The following is a 16,091-nucleotide window of genomic DNA, read 5'->3' as shown; positions in this document are numbered from 1 at the left end:
TGTGACGGGAGTGGTCAGTGGGAGTAGAGAGTTTCACTCCACCGCCTCCGGTCACTCCCGCCCCGCATGTTCCTGAATGATGAACCTGGCGTGCGGGGCGGACGGGGCGGACGGTGCGGGGCGGATGCCTCAGTCGCGGGGCCGACGAACGGCGAGCCAGGCCAGGCCGCCGAGGGCCGCCCCGCCAAGGATGCGGCGGAACGGGTTGACTCCTCGAGCGATTTCGTCGACCGCCCAGACGACCAGCGCGAGCACCGCGACGACGCCGACTCCGGTGCGCAACTTGGACGCGGGCAGCATCACGCCCACGAGCGTCGCCCCGGAGAAGATCTTCTGCTCGAGGTTGGCGGCCTGGCCGATGGTGATCTTGCCGTTCTCGCGGCTGCGGAACATCCAGTCCAGGCGGTCCTTACGGCGTGACATCAGGCTCCAATTCGTTCGGCGATCAGCGGGCCTCCGTCAAGGATCTCCTCGCCCGCCTCTCCCACACGGTACGCCCCTTCCAGTGCCTGGAGCGCCCGGGCGAATCGCTCCGGCTCGTCGGCACTGAGGGTGAAGAGCGGCTGCCCAGCCGTGACCCGGTCTCCCGGCTTTGCGTGAAGGTCGATGCCTGCGGCGTGCTGCACAGCATCCTGCTTTCGCGCGCGCCCCGCTCCCAGCCGCCAGGCCGCGATTCCGAACGGCAGGGCCTGCTGCTCGACGAGCACCCCGTCGCGCTCTGCGCTGACCACATGGGTCTCTCGCGCCACCGGCAGCGCCGCTGCGGGGTCCCCGCCCTGCGCGCGGATCATCCGGTTCCAACTGTCCATGGCGCGTCCGTCGGCGAGTGCCGCTTCCACGTCGGCGTCCGGCTGCCCGGCGTGCCTGAGCATCTCGCGGGCGAGTGCCACGGTGAGCGCGACGATGTCCGAGGGGCCACCACCGGCGAGCACCTCCATCGATTCACGCACCTCGTTGGCATTGCCGATGGCCAGACCGAGCGGAACGTTCATGTTCGTGAGAAGAGCGGATGTCGCGACTCCGGCATCCTCACCGAGCGCCACCATCGTCTGGGCGAGCTCACGCGACTGGGCGATGTCCTTGAGGAAGGCCCCGGAGCCGAACTTCACGTCGAGCACCAGTGCGGATGTGCCTTCGGCGATCTTCTTGGACATGATCGATGATGCGATCAGCGGGATCGACTCGACGGTTCCGGTGATGTCGCGCAGGGCGTACAGCTTGCCGTCGGCGGGAGCGAGGCCGGATCCGGCCGCGCAGACCACCGCACCGACGTCATCCAGGATCTCGCGCATCCGTTCCCCGGAGATGTTCGCCTGCCAGCCGGGGATCGACTCGAGCTTGTCGAGCGTGCCCCCGGTGTGCCCGAGACCGCGGCCGGAGAGCTGGGGAACGGCGACTCCGAAGCTCGCCACGAGCGGTGCGAGGGGAAGCGTGATCTTGTCGCCGACGCCTCCGGTGGAGTGCTTGTCTGTCGTCTTCTTGGACAGGCCGGAGAAGTCCATCGTCTCGCCGGAGGCGATCATGGCGAGCGTGAGATCTCGGATCTCCCGCCGCTCCATGCCATTGAGGAAGATCGCCATCGCCATGGCGGCCATCTGCTCATCGGCGACGTAGCCCCGGGTGTACGCGTCCACCAGCCAGCGGATCTGCTCCGTCGAGAGCACCCCGCGATCGCGCTTGGCGTGGATGAGGTCGACGACGTCGAAGGCTTCGATGGCCATGGTGGAGAATCCGATCGTAGGGAGAGGAGAGAAAGTTCAGTCCGCGTCGCGGTACTCGGCGAGCTGCCGCGGGCCGAAGGCATCCGGGATCACTTCGTCGATCGTCTTCACGCCGGAGACGGTCTCGAGAAGCATGCCGGGTGCGGAATGTTCATAGAGCAGCTGCCGGCACCGCCCGCAGGGCATGAGGATGTTGCCGTGGCCGTCGACGCAGGTGAACGCCACGAGGCGCCCGCCGCCGGTCATGTGCAGCGAGGACACCAGGGCGCACTCGGCGCAGAGCGTGAGGCCGTAGGACGCGTTCTCCACATTGGCACCGGAGATGATGCGGCCGTCATCGACGATCGCGGCGACGCCCACCGGGAACTTCGAGTAGGGCACATAGGCGTGCGTGTTCGCCTCGTTCGCGACGAGCCGCAGGGCCTCCCAGTCGACATCCGACATCATCAGCCCTTCACGTACGCTTTGCCCGATGCGGCGGGTGGTCGCACGGAGCCGACGAGCCCGGCTACGGCGAAGATGGTGATCACGTACGGCAGCATCAGCATGAATTCGCTGGGCACCGGGGAACCGATCGCCGACAGCACGCTCTGGAGGTTGGTGGCGAAACCGAACAGCAGCGCGGCAAGGGTCGCGCGGATCGGATCCCAGCGTCCGAAGATCACCGCCGCAAGGGCGATGAACCCGGCGCCGGCCGTCATCTCCTTGCTGAAACTGCCCACCGACCCGAGGGTGAAGTACGCTCCACCGAACCCGGCGATGGCGCCGGCGAGGGAGACGTTCCAGAAGCGGGTGCGGTTGACGTTGATACCGACGGTGTCCGCGGCCTGCGGGTTCTCTCCGGAGGAGCGGAGCCGGAGTCCCCACTTGGTATGGAACAGGGCGTACCAGACGACGAAGACCGCGACGTACATGATGTAGATGATGATCGTCTGCCGAAACAGCGTCGGTCCGATGATCGGGATCTCGCTGAGCAGCGGGATGTTGATGCGCTGGAACCGCTCCGGGGAGTTGAGGGTGGTCTGGTTCGGGCTCAACAGTGTGGTGTACAAGAAACTCGTGAGCCCGGTCACGAGCACGTTGAGAACCACGCCGACGATCACCTGGTCGACGAAGTACTTGATCGAGAATGCGGCGAGCACGAACGACACCAACATGCCGGCGACCATGGCCGCGAGCAAGCCGAGAAGGGGAAGACGGGTCGCGGAGGCGACGAGCGCCGAAACGAAGGCTCCGGCGAGCAACTGGCCCTCGATGGCCACATTGACCACACCGACCCGCTCCGAGATCACGCCGCCGAGCGCTCCGAAGATCAGGGGAACGCTGAGTCCCACCGCGCCGACGAGCAAGCCCGCCACGGGGATCGACCGGAGGCCCGCAGATGCCCAGACCAGGAAGGTGAACAGGAACAGCACCGCGAAGACGGCGGTGATCCAGAGCGGGACCCGCCGCGCGTGCTGCGCGAGCCAGGACGCCCATCCGGCGATGAGCAGCAACAGCACCGACGTGACGATCGAGGCGGGCCGGGCGTCGACGGGGATGGGGGGAATCTGGAAGAAGTCGGTGTCGGTGGACAGCCGGAAGGTGCTGGTGCCCGAGCGGCCAAAGAAGCCGAAGAGCACGAGCGAGAGCACCGCGAAGAAGCCCAGCGCGATGGGAGCCTTCCAGCTTTTCACCACGGCCGATTCGAGTGCGATGGGGGCGCTGCTCGGAACGCCCTGATTGCCTGTCACGGTGGTCATTTGGTCACCACAGCCTTCTTGCCGGAGATCTTCGACGTGCGGGTTCTCGGGATGCCGGAGGGCTTCGGCAGGCGGAAGACCGCTCGCACCAGCGGAGGAGCCGCAATGAAGAGCACGATGAGCGACTGCACGACCGACACGATCTCGATCGGGATCCCCTGGGAGGCCTGCATGGTGAATCCTCCCGCCTTGAATGCGCCGAACAGGATTCCTGCCACGAACACTCCCCACGGCCGCGACCGACCAAGGAGTGCGACCGTGATGGCATCGAACCCGATGCCCGCGTCGATGCCCGATCCGAATCCCGAGGTGATGGAGCCCTGCACCTGGTTCGCTCCGGCGAGCCCGATGAGCCCACCGGAGATGAGCATCGCGTAGACGTACATGTTCTTCACGTCGATGCCCGCGACGCGCGCGGCGTGGGGATTCTCGCCGATCGCCCGGAACTTGAAGCCGAGGCTCGACCGGTTGAGCAGGTACCAGACGAAGACGGTCACGATGATCACGAGAATGAACCCGATGGTGAGGTTGTAGTTCGGCCCCAACAGGTCGGGGAAGATCGCGGAGGGCTTCATCGCCGGCGATTTCGGATTACTCGAGCCCTTGGCCTGCAGAAGGCCGGGCGTGCGAAGCATGTAGGCGAGGAGGTAATAGGCCACGTAGTTGAGCATGATCGTGACGATCACCTCGTTCGCCCCGGTTCGCGCCTTGAGCAGTCCCACGATGCCACCCCAGATCGCACCGCCCGCGATCCCCGCGAGCAGCGCGACGATGAGATGGAGAGGGAATGGCAAATCGAAGGAGAAGCCGACCCAGCCGGCAGCGGCAGCGGCGATAAGCATCTGCCCACGCCCACCGATGTTGAACAGCCCGACCCGGAATGCCAGCGCTACTCCGAGACCGGCCGCGATGAGCGGCGTCGCGAAGGCGAGGGTCTCGGTGAAGGGCTTGATGCCGCCGGCGAAGTCGGGTCGGCCGAAGTTGTAGATCGACCCCTGGAACAGGGCGATGTACGCGCCGGACACTGAGGTCCAGATGGCTTGGAGCGTATCGGTGGGGCGAGAGAAGAAGTAGCCGGATGCCGTCTTGACAGTCGGGTCCGTCAGGGCGATGAGAATACCGCCAGCCACGAGCGCGAGCACGACTGCCAGCACGGAGATCAGGGCGTTGCCCGTGGTGATCTCCCGCAGCACCCCGCTGAACCGGGAGGGCTGGTTCTCGACCGGTCCGACCGGCGTCGGGGACTGCGGCGCTGCCGGAGCGGACGATTGCGAGTCGGTCACGCCGCCACCTCCGCGGTCTCGGGCAGTTCGCCCGCCATCATGAGCCCGAGCACTTCACGCGGGGTATTGCCAGGCACGATCCCCACGATTCCGCCCCGGTACATCACGGCGATGCGGTCTGCGAGCGCGACGACCTCATCGAGTTCGGTGGACACGACGATCACGGCGGTGCCGGCATCGCGAGTGGCGACGATCCGCGTGTGCACGAACTCGATCGAGCCGACATCCAGTCCCCGCGTCGGCTGCGCCGCCACGAAGAGCCGGAGGTCGCGGCTCAGCTCACGGGCGAGCACGACCTTCTGTTGGTTGCCCCCGGAGAGCTTGCCGGCATGGGTGCCGATGCCCTGGGCGCGGATGTCGAACTCCACGATCTTCTGCTCGGCGAACTCCGCGAGGCCGCCGAGCTGGAGCGTTCCCGCCTTCACGAACGGAGCCCCGTCGGAGCGGTCGAGCATGAGGTTCTCCGCGATGGTGAACTCCGCGATGAGTCCGTCTTCTCCGCGATCCTCCGGCACGAAGCCGACCCCGGAGTCGAGCACCTTCCTGGTCGATTCGCGACGCAAATCAGTGCCGTCGAGCACGATGGATCCGGTGACCCGAGGCTGAAGCCCCATGATCGCTTCGGTGAGTTCGGTCTGTCCGTTGCCCTGCACGCCGGCGATCGCCAGGATCTCGCCCGACTTCACTTCGAAGCTCACGTCGTTCACGACGAGCTGCCCGCGGTGATCGATCACCGAGAGGTGGCTGATCACGAGAGCAGCGTCGCCGGGCTTCTCCGGACCCTTGTTCACGGTGAGTTCGACCGGTCGGCCCACCATCAGCGAGGCGAGTTCGGTGTTCGTCGCGGTGGGGGATGCCTCGCCCACGACCTTGCCGAGCCGGATGACGGTGATCCGGTCTGCGACCTCGCGCACCTCGCGCAGCTTGTGGGTGATGAAGACGATGGAGGTGCCAGCGGCCTTGAGCTGTCTCATGATCACCATCAGCTCATCCGTCTCCTGCGGGGTGAGCACCGCGGTCGGTTCGTCGAAGACGAGCACCTTCGCGTCGCGAGAGAGCGCCTTGATGATCTCCACCCGCTGCTGCACCCCGACGGGAAGGTCGTCCACCAGGGCGTCAGGATCGACGTCGAATCCGAATCGGCTCGAGATCTGGCGCACCTGATCGCGTGCCGCAGCGAGGTCGAGTCGGCCGCCGAAGGAGGTCTGCTCGTGACCGAGCATCACGTTCTCGGCGACCGTGAAGACGGGGATGAGCATGAAGTGCTGGTGGACCATTCCGATTCCGGCTGCCATCGCGTCACCGGGGCCGGCGAAGTGCTGCACGGCATCGTCGAGCAGGATCTCGCCCTCTTCGGCCTGGTAGAGGCCGTAGAGCACGTTCATGAGCGTGGACTTGCCGGCGCCGTTCTCCCCGAGGAGGCAGTGGATCTCGCCGGGTTCGACGACGAGATCGATGTGATCGTTGGCCACAAGGGCACCAAACCTCTTGGTGATCCCACGGAGTTCGAGCTTCATGCGTCCCAATCTATCCGGCAACGTTGCAGGAGTTGTAGCCGCCAGTCAATCAGGTCTGCGGGCGGCTGAGTGGATGGTTAAGCAGAGCGGGGAGACCAGCATCGCTGGCCTCCCCGCCCCTTGTTTCGTGTGTTATCAGCTACCGGAGAGGTAGGACTTCACCGTCAGCGTTCCGCTGATGATGTCGGCCTTGAGCTTGTCGAGCTCGCCCTGCAGTCCGGCGTCGACCTTCGACTTGAAGTCGTGGAACGGGGCGATGCCCACTCCGTCGTTCTTCAGGTTGCCGACGTAGGCAACGTTGTCGAAAGTGCCCTTCGCCTGCTTGGCGCTCGCCTTGACGACGGCCTGCGTGGCCGGATCGATGCCTTTGAGAACCGAGGTCAGGTAGAGCTTGTCGTACTGCGGGAACGTGTTGTACACGTCGGCGTCGGCTCCGAGAAGCGCGATGTCCTTCTTCGAGTCGGTGATTGCTGCTCCCGCGCTCTGGAAGATCGGGCCACCGACGGGGAAGATGACGTCAGCACCCTGGTCGATCAGGTTCTGGGCCGTGCTTTTCGCGGTGTCGTTCGCGTCGAAACCACCGGTGAACGAACCCTTCTGGCTCGTGACGTCCCAACCGACGACCTTGACATCCTTGCTCTTGTCCTTGTTGAACTGCGCAACGCCGTCGGCGAAGCCGTCCATGAAGATCGTCACGGTCGGGAACTGCATGCCACCGAAGGTGCCGACGGTGCCCGACTTGCTGTAGCTCGCCGAGGCGTAACCCGCGAGGAACGCGGCCTGGGCGGTGTCGAAGAGGATCGGCTTGATGTTCGGCTCGTCGACCTTGCCGTCGAAGTTGGCGTCGGCAGCGTCATCGATGATGGCGAACTGGATGTCGGGGTTGGCCTTGGCTGCGGCGAGAGTCGCGGCGGAGAGGTTGAAGCCGACCGTGATGATCAGGTTGCAGTTCGCCGCGACCATGCTGTCGATGTTCGGCGCGTAGTCGGTGTCCGCGTTGGACTCCGCCTTCTTGTACGAGGCGCCGAGCGACTTGGCCGCGGACTGCAGTCCCTCGAGGCCGAGCTGGTTGAAGGACTTGTCGTCGAACCCACCGGCATCCGAGACCATGCACGGAAGGAATTTCGTCTTTGCTGCGGTGGTGGTGTCGGCTTTGGGCGCTGCTGCGCAGCCCGCGAGCAGGGAAACGGCGCCGACCAAAGCAAGACCGCTGAGCGCGGCCTTACGCGTGGTGATTCTCAAGATGTCCTCCAAGAAGGTGCGGCCATAGCAGCGGTTGCCGTGGCCATAGTGGTGTCAGGTTACCGAATGTTACGGCAGCGGATCAGCCATCCGTGGCCACTGGGACCCAATGGTTACCAAGATGCGATGGTCAGGAAATGTTGCAGAAATAATCACCCGGATTCTGCCGATGAAGTCAGAGAACGTCGCTGCGACCAGACAGTTTGAGGGCATCCACCACGGACTTGACCCGCTGCGCATTCGCGCTTGTTGTCACGAGGAGTGCGTCCGGGGTGTCGACCACGACGATGTCGGTCACGCCGATGAGGGAGATCAGGCGACCGGTCTGGCTGATCACCACACCGCTCGAGGCATCGGCGAGCACCCGCGCGTTCTCGCCGAGGATCGCCAGGTCGGACTTGCGCCCCCCGGAGTGCAGCTTGGCGATCGCCGCGAAGTCGCCCACATCGTCCCAGTCGAAGTCACCGGGAATGACCACGAGACGACCCGCGGCTGCGGCCGGCTCTGCGACGGTGTAGTCGATGGCGATCTTCTTCAGCTCCGGCCAGACCTTGTCGACCACGGCTCCGCGGCGGGGGGTGTCCCACGCCTCGGCGAGTTCCTCGAGACCCGCGAGCAGCTGCGGCTCTGTCTCCCCGAGCTGTTTCAGAAGTACGTCGGCCCGGGAGATGAACATGCCCCCGTTCCAGAGATAGTTGCCGTCGGCGAGGTAGGACTGGGCGGTGGCGAGGTCGGGCTTCTCGACGAAACTGTCGACGCTCACGGCGCGGGGGGCACCCGGAATATCGAGCGGATCCCCGCAGTGGATGTAGCCGAAGCCGATGGCGGCATCCGTCGGGGTGATGCCGATCGTCGCGATATAGCCGGCCTCCGCCGCGGCGACCGCTTCGACGACCGCCCGGCGGAAACCGCGCTGGTCGGAGATGACGTGGTCTGCGGCGAACGAGCCGATGATGACATCCGGCTCCCGTCGCACCAGGATCGCGGCGGCCAGTCCGATCGCCGCGGAGGAATCCTTCGGCTCGCTCTCGAGCACGACATTCGGGTCGATGAGATCGGGGAGTTGCGCCTCCACGGCCGCGCGATGGGCACGGCCGGTGACGACCATGATGCGGTCGGGCCCCGAAATGGGCGCGAGACGATCCCAGGTGGCGCGCAACAGGGTGCTGCCGGATCCGGTGAGGTCGTGAAGGAACTTCGGGGCGTCGGCCCGGGAGAGCGGCCAGAGCCGGGAGCCGATGCCGCCGGCGGGAATCACGCTATAGAAACGGGTGAGCGGTTCCGGAGGTGTGACCATGTCGCCCAGACTATCCGTCGGGGCCCCACCCCTCATCGGGGCAGGACGCGCCATCGCGCCCCGCAAGCTGGGAAATGTCTCGATACCGAGACATTAGGGAGGCCTCTTGGCAGAGTGCTCCCGATCGCCGGGAATAGAATCGACTCAGTTCATCTGTGAACTTTCACAGCTTCTGTTATGGAGCTCACCGACGCCAAGGAGGGTTGCTCGTGCCAGAGAAGTCGGCGGGGGCCCTGGCTGCACCTATGCCAGATAAGAAATTACCGACACCCCGGATCTCAGCTCCGCGGGTGCCACGAGGCACGCTGTATCGGGGCCGGGAAGGGATGTGGTCGTGGGTACTCCATCGCATCACCGGAGTGGCGATCTTCTTCTTTCTGCTCGTACACATCCTCGACACCTCGCTGGTGCGGCTCAGTCCTGAGGCCTACAACGCGGTGATCGACCAGTACAAGACGCCCATCATGGGCCTCGGCGAAGCTGGCCTGGTCGCCGCCATCGGTTTCCACGCCCTCAACGGCCTGCGGATCATCCTCATCGACTTCTGGAGCGTCGGCACCAAGCACCAGCGCCTCATGTTCTGGATCGTCGTCGGGATCTGGGTCGTGCTGATGGCGGGCTTCCTGCCCCGTCAACTCATGCACATCTTCGGAGGGGCGTGATCATGACCACCACCATTGAAACCCCGCGTTCGCCGCGAGCACAGCACAATTCCCGAATCAACCTCGAGAAGTGGGGCTGGATCTACATGCGTGCGAGCGGCGTCGTTCTCGTCGTGCTGATCTTCGGACACCTCTTCGTCAACCTCGTCGCCGGAGAGGGAGTCAAAGCCATCGACTTCGGCTTCGTCGGCGGCAAGCTGTCACAGCCGTTCTGGCAGATCTGGGACACGCTCCTTCTCTGGCTCGCCCTCATTCACGGCGCCAACGGCATGCGCACGATCGTGAACGACTACGCCTCCAACCCTCTCGTCCGCCGCATATTCAAGGGCGCGCTCCTCGCGTCTGCCGTATTACTGATCCTGCTGGGAACCCTCGTGATCTACACCTTCAACCCCTGTCCTGCGGGCTCGCCAGCCGAGCTGCTCCCGTCCTTCTGCCCGGCCAAGTAGGGCCGGACACATAATGGGCACAGACGCACAGGGAACTTCGTCGGTCATCGACGGAGTTCACTATCACCAGTTCGACATCGTGATCGTGGGCGCCGGCGGCGCCGGGATGCGCGCGGCCATCGAGGCCGGACCGCACGCGAGCACCGCCGTGATCTCCAAGCTCTACCCGACGCGTTCCCACACGGGTGCCGCCCAGGGCGGCATGGCGGCGGCTCTCGCCAACGTCGAGGAAGACAACTGGGAGTGGCACACCTACGACACCGTCAAGGGTGGCGACTACCTGGTCGACCAGGATGCGGCGGAGATCCTCGCGAAGGAAGCCATCGATGCCGTTCTCGACCTCGAGAACATGGGCCTGCCGTTCAACCGCACCCCCGACGGCAAGATCGACCAGCGCCGATTCGGAGGCCACACCCGTGAGCACGGCAAGGCTCCCGTGCGTCGCGCCTGCTACGCCGCGGACCGCACCGGCCACATGATCCTTCAGACGCTGTTCCAGAACTGCGTCAAGCTCGGCATCAACTTCTTCAACGAGTACTACGTGCTCGATCTGGTCATGACCGAGGTGACGGACGCCTTCGGCGTCACCAAGGAGCAGCCATCCGGTGTCGTCGCCTACGAGCTCGCCACCGGAGAACTCCACGTGTTCCAGGCCAAGGCGATCATCTTCGCCACGGGTGGATTCGGCAAGATCTACAAGACCACCTCGAACGCCCACACCCTCACCGGTGACGGCGTCGGCATCATCTGGCGCAAGGGACTGCCGCTCGAGGACATGGAGTTCTACCAGTTCCACCCGACCGGTCTCGCCGGACTAGGCATCCTGCTTTCCGAAGCGGCCCGCGGTGAGGGGGCCATCCTGCGCAACTCCACCGGCGAGCGGTTCATGGAGCGGTACACCCCGACACTGAAGGACCTCGCGCCCCGTGACATCGTGGCGCGCTCGATGGCGACGGAGATCCGTGAGGGACGGGGAGCCGGTCCCAACAAGGACTACCTCTACCTCGACATCACCCACCTCGAGCCGGCGGTCATCGACGAGAAACTCCCGGACATCACGGAGTTCGCCCGCACCTACCTCGGCGTCGAGCCCTATACCGAGCCCGTTCCCGTGCTTCCGACCGCGCACTATGCGATGGGCGGCATCCCCACGAATGTGAAGGCCGAGGTGCTGCGCAGCAACACCGAGGTCGTTCCGGGCCTCTACGCGGCCGGTGAGTGCGCCTGCGTGAGCGTGCACGGGTCCAACCGTCTCGGCACCAACTCCCTCCTCGACATCAACGTGTTCGGCAAGCGGAGTGGCCAGAACGCGGTCGAGTACGTGAAGACCGCAGAGTTCGTTCCGCTTCCGGATGATCCGGCAGCCGGCGTGCGCAAGATCCTCGACATGGTGCGCAGCGGAAACGGTTCGGAGAACATCGCAGCGATCCGCAAGGAACTGCAGGACTCCATGGACCGCAACGCGCAGATCTTCCGCACCGATGAGTCGCTGGCCGAGGTCACGGAGCTCATCGAGCGTCTGCGTGCCCGCTACAAGAACATCGCGCTCCGCGACAAGGGCAAGCGGTTCAACACCGACCTGCTCGAGGCCGTCGAGCTCGGCTTCCTGCTCGACCTCGCCGAGGTTGTCGTCTACTCGGCCCGCTCACGCAAGGAGAGCCGTGGCGGCCACATGCGCGAGGACTACCCCGACCGCGATGACGAGAACTTCCTCGTGCACACGATGGCGTACCTCGTCGGCGATCCGGAGTCCGCGGATGCCGGCGAGCACATCAAGCTCGGCTGGAAGCCCGTCGTGATCACCAACTACCCGCCGATGGAGAGAAAATACTAATGAAAGAGGCGAACTGATCCATGAGTAACGCAGTCCTGGAGAATCGTCCCTCCGTTCCGGAAGAGATTCCGACCTTCACGGCGACCCTGATCATCCGCCGCTTCGACCCGGAGGTGGACCTCGAGCCACGCTGGGAGGACTTCGACGTGGTGATGGGCGGCACCGACCGGGTGCTCGATGCCCTGCACAAGATCAAGTGGGAGCAGGACGCGTCGCTCACGTTCCGCCGCTCGTGCGCCCACGGTGTCTGCGGCTCCGACGCGATGCGCATCAACGGTCGCAACCGGCTGGCCTGCAAGACCCTGCTGAAAGATCTCGACCTCTCGAAGCCGATCTACATCGAAGCCATCAAGGGACTCCCGCTCGAGAAGGACCTGATCGTGAACATGGATCCGTTCTTCGAGAGCTTCAAGGAGGTGCAGCCCTTCCTCATCGCCTCCTCGAAGCCCGAGAAGGAACGCCTCCAGAGCCCCGCCGAGCGGGCCCGTTTCGACGACACCACCAAGTGCATCCTCTGCGCGGCCTGCACCTCGAGCTGCCCGGTCTTCTGGACGGATGGCCAGTACTTCGGGCCGGCGGCGATCGTGAACGCACACCGCTTCATCTTCGACTCGCGCGACGAGGGATCACAGGTGCGTCTCGACATCCTCAACGACAAGGAAGGCGTGTGGCGCTGCCGCACGACCTTCAACTGCACGGAGGCCTGCCCTCGCGGCATCCAGGTGACCCAGGCTATCGCCGAGGTGAAGGCCGCCGTCCTGCGCGGAAAGCCGTAGCGCGAAGAGACAACGGAAATCGCCGACTGCCCACCCGAAGGGCAGCCGGCGATTTTCATTTTCGGGTGGTGGTGCTTTCCTACCCCCGTAGGCCCTCCCTGTTCCTCTGTATTCGGGAGGGGGGGGGTTTGGTTTCCCCTCCTACCCGGGGAGACCGCGCGGAACACCGTTTATGACGCGGAAAGCCGAACTGATCAGAGACCGAGGACGTCGATGCTCACGCCGAGTCTGTTCGACAGCACGGTCAACGGCACGTCGAGGGGGAGCCCCAACAGCCCGAGCATGGTCTGCTTCAGCTGCAGCCCGACCGCCGACGCGGGAAGGGCGGTCACGTGGATCGCCCAGGTTCCCGCGGGCGTGACCTTCGTCGTCGCGTAGACGACTTCCGCCGCCTGAAGAGAGACGGTCGCGCCGGGGACTCCGGCGCCTGTCAGGTCGAGCGCACCCCGGACCCCGACGACGCCGGCGGGAGCCGACTGTGCCGGCCCCTCCCCCGGTGCGATCGCGACGCCGGGGATCAGCGAGTTCACCGGGTTCGTCAGATCACTGACGAGCCCGTGCGCAGCCGTCCCCGCCTGAGAGACAGTGCCGTCAAGGGTGGCTCCGATCGGACTCAAGAGTGGTGCGAGACCGTCGCTCGCCCCGTCGGCCGCGCCCAGGGCATCGGCCGCGCCCAGGACATCCGCCGCCGCAGTGGAGGTCGCGCGCCAGTGTGCCGCCGTCGAAGACGATGCCGTCGACGGGTCGTAGGGCTGGGAGATCGACGTCGAGGCCGGCGCGGGGGGCTCAGGAGACACGTTGCTCGCCGCGAGACCTCCCGACACCACCATCGCCACCGCGAGAGTGCCGATCAGAGGAGCGGCGATCCCGCTGGCCGTGAGCCCCGCGGCGACCGTCGGCGCGGCGAGGGCTCCCGAGCCGGCGAGGAATGCCGGGGGCAATGCCGGAGTCAGCGTCGCGGCGACGGCGGAGGCGGGGGCGCCGAGCGATGCGAGCAGTCCGCCGCCCGCGATACCGCCGAGCAGGAGCGGGAGCAGGACGAGCGCCAGGTGTGAGCCCACCTCTTCCACCTCCTCGCTGATGATCGAACAGCGGGCGCAGGTGGCCAGATGGTCACTGACCCTGGTGCGTTCGCGTGCCGTCAGCCCATCGCGCGCGAAGTCGCCGAGGCGCGCGATCGCCCACTGGCACTCGCCAGACGCCGTGGCATCCGAGACGTGCGCCTGCAACCAGGCTTTGCGCAGTCCTTCGCGAGCCCGATACGAGAGGGCAGCGACACCGTTCGCGGTGAGCCCGAGGATCGGGGCGACCTCGTGCGGGTCCATCCCTTCCACCTCGGTGTACCAGAGCACCGATTGCCAGCGCTCGGGCAGGGCGCGGAAGGCCCGCACCGTGAGAGTGCGGTCGAGGGCGATGGCAGCCGGGTCGTCGACAGCCCTTGGATCTTCGAAATCACCGATGTCATCGACGTTGACATCATTACGGTCGCCACCCCACCGGCTCGCGAGGTTGCGGATGGTCGTATACAGGTAGGGGCGGAACGCGCCATCGGGACCACCCCCTGCCAGCACCCGCTGATAGATGCGCACGTAGGCCTCGGACACCAGATCGTCGGCATCGATGGAGGAGGTGAACTGGCGGGCGACCCGCAGGCCGGAGCGGGCGTGGCGCTGCCACAGCTGGGCGAACGCGCTGCGGTCTCCCGCCCGCGCCAGCGAGACGAGCGATTCATCCGAGGGCGGTGTGCCCGGGATTCCTCGATCTTCCGCTTCCTCGTGCTCCATGGTGCGATCCCCCGCTCGCGGTGGTGCTTGTCGACCCCGACCGGGCATCCGATTCCGTCATCGAAAACCGTGCGGGGTCGTTCCAGTATGACCTCCGCGAACTCCCCTGGCGAATGATCTCGGGACTCGAACGACGATCAGGCGGATGCAGCAGCGCGTGCGCCGGCCGCGGTCCGAGCTCCCAACGCGGCCGCCGCCTTCCGGCGAGCCTGCTCGAGCGTGACCGTCGCCAGCTCCGCGCGTACGTCGGCGAGGGCCGCCGGGGTCATGCTCAGGGTCGTCGCGCCGAGCCCGACGAGGACCACCGCCAACTGCGGATCGGCCGCAGCCTCTCCACAGATCCCGACCGACTTGCCGCTCGCGGCGCCGGCATCGCCGATCAGTTTCACGAGGCGCAGCACCGCGGGGTGCCACGGGTCCTGGAAGTGTGCCACGGAACCGAGCATCCGGTCCGCCGCCAGCGTGTACTGGGTGAGGTCGTTGGTGCCGATGCTCACGAAGTCCGCGCTCTCGAGAACCTGATCGGCGAGTACCGCGAGCGACGGGACCTCTGCCATGACGCCGACGATCTTCAGACCGAGCTCCTTGCCGATCGTGACGAAGTACTCGGTCTCCTCGGAGTCCGACACCATCGGTGCCATCACCCACAGCTCCGCCTCCGTCTCCGCCGCGGCGAGCGCGAGAGCCGTGAGCTGGTCGCGCAGGATCGGCTCGCTCGCGCGGAGCGCGCGCAGGCCGCGGAGCCCGAGGGCCGGGTTCTCCTCGTGGGCATCGTTCAGGAAGCTGAGCGGTTTGTCTGCGCCGGCATCGAGCGCACGCACCACGACCTTCTTGCCGGGGAAGTGCGAGAGGAGTTCGGTGTATTGCACCCGCTGCTCCTCCACGGTCGGGGCGGACTTCGAGTCGAGGAACAGGAATTCGGTGCGGAACAGGCCGACACCCTCGGCGCCGAGGGCGACAGCGGCAGCGGCGTCCTTGGGTGATCCGAGGTTGGCGAGAAGCGGCACCTTCGTGCCGTCGGCGAGCGCTCCGTCGGTGATCGGGGCGGATGCGGCCGCGGCTCGATCCGCGATGCGCTGTCGCGCCGTGGCGACCTCGTCGTCGCTGGGAGATACCCGCACTCTGCCGGAGGCGGCATCCGCGATGACCACGATGCCGTCCGTGAGGTCGAGCGCACCGGTCACCCCGACGATCGCGGGAATCGACTTCGACCGGGCGAGGATCGCCGTGTGGCTGGTGGGGCCACCGTCGCGGGTGATCAGACCGAGCACCTTGTCGAGGTCGAGGAGTGCGGTGTCGGCCGGGGCGAGGTCGGGCGCGACGAGGATGAACGGGCTGTCGGAGCTGGGCACCCCGGGTGCGGGGACTCCGCGGAGGTGGGCGATGATGCGCTGGGAGACGTCTCCGAGGTCGGTGGCGCGCTCGGCCATGAGACCTCCCATGCCGGTGAGCATGTTCTGGAACGCCCCGAATGCCTCGAAGACCGCCCGCTCTCCGGACTTGCCGGCGTCGATTCGTGCGGTCACGTCGTCGACGAGGGTCGGGTCCTGCGCCATGAGTGAGGCCGCCTCCAGCACGTCTCTCGCAGCACCGCCCGCTTTCTCACCGCGCGCCAGGAGCTCGGCGGCGACCGTGGACAAAGCCGAGGTCACGATCGCGAGCTCCTCCGCCGCATCCGTCGAGCGCGGCCCGTCGGTCGGTTCGGGGAGGGGATCCGGCATCCTCAGGATCGGGCCAACCGCGACACCGCGCCCCACGCCGATACCCTGCAGATCCATGCGTTC

14 protein-coding genes are annotated in these 16,091 nt (G+C 66.1%); 4 read left to right on the top strand and 10 right to left on the bottom strand.

Translation table 11 applies throughout. The annotated features are described in order from the left end of the window. Positions 1-129: 129 nt before the first annotated feature. From VLI63_RS14240 to VLI63_RS14205, 8 genes are all read right to left on the bottom strand, one after another. A complete protein-coding gene (locus VLI63_RS14240; protein ID WP_409157519.1) occupies positions 130-423 on the bottom strand; it encodes a hypothetical protein in 294 nt (97 codons plus the stop codon). After that, positions 423-1,721 carry a thymidine phosphorylase gene (locus VLI63_RS14235; RefSeq protein ID WP_409157518.1) on the bottom strand — a complete coding sequence of 433 codons (1,299 nt, stop codon included), beginning with the start codon at positions 1,719-1,721 and terminating at the stop codon, positions 423-425. Before VLI63_RS14235 ends, VLI63_RS14240 begins: the two co-directional genes overlap by 1 nt. Positions 1,722-1,757: 36 nt before the next feature. Beyond that, positions 1,758-2,165: a cytidine deaminase gene (locus tag VLI63_RS14230; protein ID WP_354574245.1), complete on the bottom strand. Its 408-nt coding sequence runs from the start codon at positions 2,163-2,165 to the stop codon at positions 1,758-1,760. A 2-nt stretch (positions 2,166-2,167) separates the two neighbouring features. Further along, the gene (locus tag VLI63_RS14225; RefSeq protein ID WP_409157517.1) at positions 2,168-3,463 is read right to left on the bottom strand and encodes an ABC transporter permease; all 1,296 of its coding nucleotides are present in this window, start codon (positions 3,461-3,463) and stop codon (positions 2,168-2,170) included. Beyond that, on the bottom strand, positions 3,460-4,746 hold the full coding sequence (locus tag VLI63_RS14220) for an ABC transporter permease (protein WP_409157516.1): 1,287 nt from the start codon (positions 4,744-4,746) through the stop codon (positions 3,460-3,462). Before VLI63_RS14220 ends, VLI63_RS14225 begins: the two co-directional genes overlap by 4 nt. Further along, positions 4,743-6,263, bottom strand: a complete 1,521-nt coding sequence (locus VLI63_RS14215; protein ID WP_409157515.1) for an ABC transporter ATP-binding protein — start codon at positions 6,261-6,263, stop codon at positions 4,743-4,745. Before VLI63_RS14215 ends, VLI63_RS14220 begins: the two co-directional genes overlap by 4 nt. Positions 6,264-6,398: 135 nt before the next feature. Next, positions 6,399-7,505, bottom strand: coding sequence for a BMP family protein (locus VLI63_RS14210; RefSeq protein WP_409157514.1), 1,107 nt, complete (start codon positions 7,503-7,505; stop codon positions 6,399-6,401). Positions 7,506-7,680: 175 nt separating this feature from the next. Further along, complete coding sequence (locus tag VLI63_RS14205; protein ID WP_409157513.1) at positions 7,681-8,802, bottom strand: mannose-1-phosphate guanylyltransferase; 1,122 nt, start codon at positions 8,800-8,802, stop codon at positions 7,681-7,683. Between the two features lie 245 nt (positions 8,803-9,047). On the opposite strand from VLI63_RS14205, the gene sdhC reads away from it, so the two are divergent. The 4 genes from sdhC to VLI63_RS14185 are packed head-to-tail and all read left to right on the top strand — an operon-like array spanning position 9,048 to position 12,523. Continuing rightward, positions 9,048-9,464, top strand: coding sequence for a succinate dehydrogenase, cytochrome b556 subunit (sdhC, locus tag VLI63_RS14200; protein ID WP_409157512.1), 417 nt, complete (start codon positions 9,048-9,050; stop codon positions 9,462-9,464). A gap of 2 nt (positions 9,465-9,466) precedes the next feature. Then, entirely contained in the window at positions 9,467-9,913 is a 447-nt protein-coding gene (locus VLI63_RS14195) for a succinate dehydrogenase hydrophobic membrane anchor subunit (RefSeq protein WP_409157511.1), read from the top strand. 13 nt (positions 9,914-9,926) lie between these two features. Next, positions 9,927-11,747: a succinate dehydrogenase flavoprotein subunit gene (gene sdhA, locus VLI63_RS14190; protein ID WP_185202503.1), complete on the top strand. Its 1,821-nt coding sequence runs from the start codon at positions 9,927-9,929 to the stop codon at positions 11,745-11,747. A gap of 20 nt (positions 11,748-11,767) precedes the next feature. Further along, on the top strand, positions 11,768-12,523 hold the full coding sequence (locus VLI63_RS14185; protein ID WP_185202502.1) for a succinate dehydrogenase iron-sulfur subunit: 756 nt from the start codon (positions 11,768-11,770) through the stop codon (positions 12,521-12,523). 194 nt (positions 12,524-12,717) lie between these two features. Here the strand turns inward: VLI63_RS14185 and VLI63_RS14180 are convergent, their stop codons facing one another. Both VLI63_RS14180 and ptsP read right to left on the bottom strand, forming a co-directional pair. Beyond that, complete coding sequence (locus VLI63_RS14180) at positions 12,718-14,307, bottom strand: sigma-70 family RNA polymerase sigma factor (RefSeq protein ID WP_409157510.1); 1,590 nt, start codon at positions 14,305-14,307, stop codon at positions 12,718-12,720. 137 nt (positions 14,308-14,444) lie between these two features. Then, on the bottom strand, positions 14,445-16,085 hold the full coding sequence (ptsP, locus tag VLI63_RS14175; protein ID WP_409157509.1) for a phosphoenolpyruvate--protein phosphotransferase: 1,641 nt from the start codon (positions 16,083-16,085) through the stop codon (positions 14,445-14,447). Positions 16,086-16,091 lie beyond the last annotated feature (6 nt).

Source organism: Lacisediminihabitans sp. H27-G8 (assembly GCF_046156175.1).
Lineage (GTDB): Bacteria > Actinomycetota > Actinomycetes > Actinomycetales > Microbacteriaceae > Lacisediminihabitans.
The sequence above is the reverse complement of the archived record's forward strand: the minus strand, read 5'-3'. Positions and strand labels throughout refer to the sequence as shown.

Excerpts from the sequence above, each read along its gene's own strand:
- VLI63_RS14240 (WP_409157519.1), bottom strand. The coding sequence starts at position 423 with ATGTCACGCCGTAAGGACCGCCTGGACTGGATGTTCCGCAGCCGCGAG.
- VLI63_RS14235 (WP_409157518.1), bottom strand. The coding sequence starts at position 1,721 with ATGGCCATCGAAGCCTTCGACGTCGTCGACCTCATCCACGCCAAGCGC.
- VLI63_RS14230 (WP_354574245.1), bottom strand. The coding sequence starts at position 2,165 with ATGTCGGATGTCGACTGGGAGGCCCTGCGGCTCGTCGCGAACGAGGCG.
- VLI63_RS14225 (WP_409157517.1), bottom strand. The coding sequence starts at position 3,463 with ATGACCACCGTGACAGGCAATCAGGGCGTTCCGAGCAGCGCCCCCATC.
- VLI63_RS14215 (WP_409157515.1), bottom strand. The coding sequence starts at position 6,263 with ATGAAGCTCGAACTCCGTGGGATCACCAAGAGGTTTGGTGCCCTTGTG.
- VLI63_RS14205 (WP_409157513.1), bottom strand. The coding sequence starts at position 8,802 with ATGGTCACACCTCCGGAACCGCTCACCCGTTTCTATAGCGTGATTCCC.
- sdhC (WP_409157512.1), top strand. The coding sequence starts at position 9,048 with ATGCCAGATAAGAAATTACCGACACCCCGGATCTCAGCTCCGCGGGTG.
- VLI63_RS14195 (WP_409157511.1), top strand. The coding sequence starts at position 9,467 with ATGACCACCACCATTGAAACCCCGCGTTCGCCGCGAGCACAGCACAAT.
- sdhA (WP_185202503.1), top strand. The coding sequence starts at position 9,927 with ATGGGCACAGACGCACAGGGAACTTCGTCGGTCATCGACGGAGTTCAC.
- VLI63_RS14185 (WP_185202502.1), top strand. The coding sequence starts at position 11,768 with ATGAGTAACGCAGTCCTGGAGAATCGTCCCTCCGTTCCGGAAGAGATT.
- VLI63_RS14180 (WP_409157510.1), bottom strand. The coding sequence starts at position 14,307 with ATGGAGCACGAGGAAGCGGAAGATCGAGGAATCCCGGGCACACCGCCC.
- ptsP (WP_409157509.1), bottom strand. The coding sequence starts at position 16,085 with ATGGATCTGCAGGGTATCGGCGTGGGGCGCGGTGTCGCGGTTGGCCCG.